The 3,393-nt window shown below is 69.1% G+C and carries 4 protein-coding genes and 1 pseudogene; 1 reads left to right on the top strand and 4 read right to left on the bottom strand.

Annotation, left to right across the window (positions count from 1 at the left end):
• The 4 genes from AC5RUH_RS16510 to rimP form a co-directional block, all read right to left on the bottom strand.
• Positions 1-342, bottom strand: a 342-nt coding sequence (locus AC5RUH_RS16510) for a translation initiation factor IF-2 N-terminal domain-containing protein (protein WP_494129130.1), incomplete at its 3' end; no start/stop codon positions are given.
• Between the two features lie 143 nt (positions 343-485).
• Positions 486-860: a YlxR family protein gene (locus tag AC5RUH_RS16505; protein WP_494129129.1), complete on the bottom strand. Its 375-nt coding sequence runs from the start codon at positions 858-860 to the stop codon at positions 486-488.
• Positions 861-945: 85 nt separating this feature from the next.
• Complete coding sequence (nusA, locus tag AC5RUH_RS16500) at positions 946-1,920, bottom strand: transcription termination factor NusA (RefSeq protein ID WP_494002428.1); 975 nt, start codon at positions 1,918-1,920, stop codon at positions 946-948.
• Position 1,921: 1 nt separating this feature from the next.
• Complete coding sequence (gene rimP / locus AC5RUH_RS16495) at positions 1,922-2,536, bottom strand: ribosome maturation factor RimP (RefSeq protein ID WP_494014190.1); 615 nt, start codon at positions 2,534-2,536, stop codon at positions 1,922-1,924.
• A gap of 129 nt (positions 2,537-2,665) precedes the next feature.
• Between rimP and AC5RUH_RS16490 the strand changes: the two are divergent.
• Positions 2,666-3,393, top strand: a pseudogene (locus AC5RUH_RS16490) (hypothetical protein); the annotation flags it as partial.

The raw sequence follows: 3,393 nt of genomic DNA, 5'->3' as shown, positions 1-3,393 counted from the left end.
AGCTGCCGGAGCGGCAGGAGCCGGTGCTGCCGGGGCGGCAGGCGACGGCTTGGTGGCCTCCGCGGCCGGAGCCGGGGCGGCCGGAGCCGGGGCGGCCGGGGCGCTGGGAGCGGGCTTCGCTCCCGGCTTGGGCGCTGCTGCCTTGGGTGCTGTCTTGGGGGCCGCCTGGTCGCCCTTCGGGGCGGCGGCGGGGAACGCGTCGCGAAGCTTCTTCACGACGGGTGCCTCAATGGTCGATGACGCTGAGCGGACGAATTCGCCCAGCTCCTGCAGTTTGGATACTGCATCTTTCGAGGTAATACCGAGCTCTTTTGCGAGCTCGTGTACGCGGACCTTGGCCACATTTCTCCTGTCTCGGTCCGCACGAGGCAGGTCTGCCGGGCACGAACCGTCTAATTCTTGCTGCGGCTTTCAGCAGAATGGGCTGAAAGGCCGCGGGCGGAGCACAATGAAGTACTCATCACTTGGCACTCATCGGGTTTCCATCAGTTTTCTGACCCGCTTTCAGGTTGGACGGTTGGGGTGACGGGGCCGGCCGCGGTGGCCGCCTCGTCGTCAGCACGGAACTGGTCTGCAACAGTGCTGCTGTCAACAGTGGCCCGGAAGGCCCTGCCGAAGGCATGCCGTTTCAAAGCCAGTTCCATGCAATCCGGTCCGCGGTGCATCCAGGCACCGCGTCCAGGCCTGCGGCGACCCGGATCGACGACGACGGTGAAAACACCGTCGACTTCTTCGACTGCCAGCCGCAGCAGAACGGCCTGGTCTTCCCGGCGCCGGCAGCCTATGCAGGTCCGCTGGGGCGGCGTGGCCGCCTGGGCGTGCGCCTGCAAGGGCTTTTGACTGTCGGGAAACCCGGCCATGGATATTCTACCGCTTCCAGTGCCCGGCCAACGAACCGGGCGTGTTGCAGGCCCGAAACCGGGCGTGGTTTTTGCTTCTTGTGCGCTATTTAGCCATGGCTGCGTCGGACACGATATCGATCCGCCAGCCCGTCAGTTTTGCCGCAAGCCGGGCGTTTTGCCCTTCCTTGCCGATCGCCAGCGACAGCTGGTAATCCGGCACCACGACCCGGGCGGAACGCGTCTCCGGGTCGGTGATGGTCACGGAGCTGACCCGCGACGGCGAGAGCGCGCTGGCGATGAACGTCGCCGGATCCTCGCTGAAGTCGACGATGTCGATCTTTTCGTCGTGCAGCTCGGTCATGACGGCCCGCACGCGGGAACCCATCTCGCCGATGCAGGCACCCTTGGCATTGAGTCCCGGCACGTTGGCCTTGACGGCGATCTTCGTCCGGTGGCCGGCCTCCCGCGCCAGGGCAACAATCTCCACGCTCTTGTCCGCGATCTCGGGTACTTCCAGTTCGAAGAGCTTGCGCACCAGGCCGGGATGGGAACGGGACAGGGTGATCGAGGGGCCCTTCATGCCGCGGTGGACGTCCACCACATAGGCGCGCAGGCGCGTGCCGTGCACGTAGCTCTCCCCCGGGACCTGTTCGGGCGGCGGCAGCAGCGCCTCCACCGTGCCAAGGTCCACCTGGACCATGTGGGGGTTGTGCCCCTGCTGGATCAGGCCGGACACCAGCTCCCCCTCCTTGCCGCGGAAGGCGCCCAAGACGTTGTCGTCCTCGGCGTCGCGCAGCCGTTGGAGGATGATCTGGCGTGCCGTGCTGGCCGCGATCCGGCCGAACCCGCTGGGCGTGTCGTCAAACTCGCCGATCACGGTGCCGTCGTCGTCCACCTCGGCCGCCCAGATGGTGACGTGGCCGCTCTTGCGGTCCAGCTCGGCCCGGGCCTGGTCGATGGAACCGGGGGACTTGTGATAGGCCACCAGCAGGGCCTGCTCGATCGTGGGGATCAGCAGGTCCAGCGGAATTTCGCGTTCGCGCTCCAGCAGCCGCAGGGCGCTCATATCGATATCCATCTCAGGCCTCCTCCTCGTTCTCCAGCTCGCCGTCGGCGGCGGCAATCGTGTCGTCGTCTACCGGGGCGAACTCCACTTCGACCTTGCCGGAGCGGATGTTCGTAAAGTCCAGGTGGACCGGTTCGCCGGGACGGGGCTTCATGCCCTTCTTCGGCGCTTCTTCCGGCCGCACGGTCACGCCGGCCTCGCCGACCTCCAGCAGGCGGCCGGCAACGTCGTCGCCGGCGACCAGCTTGACCTTGACCAGCCGGCCCACGTTCCGGCGCCAGTGGCGCAGCTGGGTGAGCGGCCGGCTGAGCCCCGGCGAGGATACCTCCAGGCTGTAGGCGCGGCCGTCGTCGCGCGGATCCTCATCCAGCGTCTTGGAGAGGGCCTGCGACACCTCGGCGATGGCATCGAGCCCTACGCCGCCGGTCTGGTCCTCGGGCAGGTCCACGACGACGTGGACGATGCGCTGTGATCCGGCGTGGCGGATTTCCACATCCTCGAGGAACAACTCGTGCGCGGCCACGGACGGTTCCAGCAGCTCTTTCAGGCGTGCGGCCTCCGCGGACGTGTCGGTACCGGATGTCCCTCCGGTAGTGGGCACGCCGCTGTGATCGCGCCGCTGGGCCATACTGCCTCCCTGTTTCGGTAAGTCTCGCTTCTAGACTAGCGACTTTACCGTCACCGGTGGCCTCCCCGCGGCCAGTTCCCGGCCTACGCCGGTGCAGCGGACGCCGAAGCCGTGACATCATCTTCAGTTGTGGGATCTACTTCAAGGCGCCGCGGCGGCAACCAGGCCGCGCCATCCCGGGCGTGGCGCCGGGCGCCGCTGCTGTTGCTCACCGCGGCGATCGTGGTCAGCACCGGCACCGTGGTGGCGAGCATCACCGAGCCCGCCCCGCCCCCCAGCACCACCGAGCAAGCCCGCCTCGACGCCCTGGCCGGCCTGGAGAACCTGGCCTCGGCCTTCGAGGAACACGACGACGACGGCGACTCCCCCACCGCCGAACTGCTCCGGACCCAGGCGGACCTGCTGAGGCTGACCACGTCGTGGCCGTCCGGGTCCCCTGCCGCGCCAGACACCGCGGCCCCGTCTTCCCCCGCGGACTTGGCCGGCAGCCGGCCCCCGGCCGCAAGGCCACCCGGTCCCGGGGAGCTGGCCGGGCTGGCCGGCGACCTGCTGGCCGACGCCCAGGAGACGGACCCCGGGCTGGCCCGGCTGCTGGCCTCGATCGGCTCCGCGGTGTTCGCCCAGGCGCAGGTTTTGGCCGGCGGTTCGGAAGTGGCTGCGCCGTGGGAAGCCCCGGAGATACCGCTCGCCTCCCCCGGCTGCGCCGCCCCTTCCGCTCCGGCCGGGGACGTGACACGGTCGACGACGCCCGGCGCGCCGACGACGGAGGAGGCCTTGGCCGCCGTCGTCCGCAGCCACGAGCGCCTGGCCTACGCCTATGAAACGGTGCTGCCGCGCCTCGCCGGCGCCGAACGCGC

It is taken from the genome of Arthrobacter sp. Y3223166 (assembly GCF_059090935.1).
Note: the sequence above shows the minus strand (reverse complement) of the source record. Positions and strands in the feature narration are given on the sequence as shown.

Coding starts and splice junctions, on each gene's coding strand:
- AC5RUH_RS16505 (WP_494129129.1), bottom strand. CDS start 860: ATGGCCGGGTTTCCCGACAGTCAAAAGCCCTTGCAGGCGCACGCCCAG.
- nusA (WP_494002428.1), bottom strand. CDS start 1,920: ATGGATATCGATATGAGCGCCCTGCGGCTGCTGGAGCGCGAACGCGAA.
- rimP (WP_494014190.1), bottom strand. CDS start 2,536: ATGGCCCAGCGGCGCGATCACAGCGGCGTGCCCACTACCGGAGGGACA.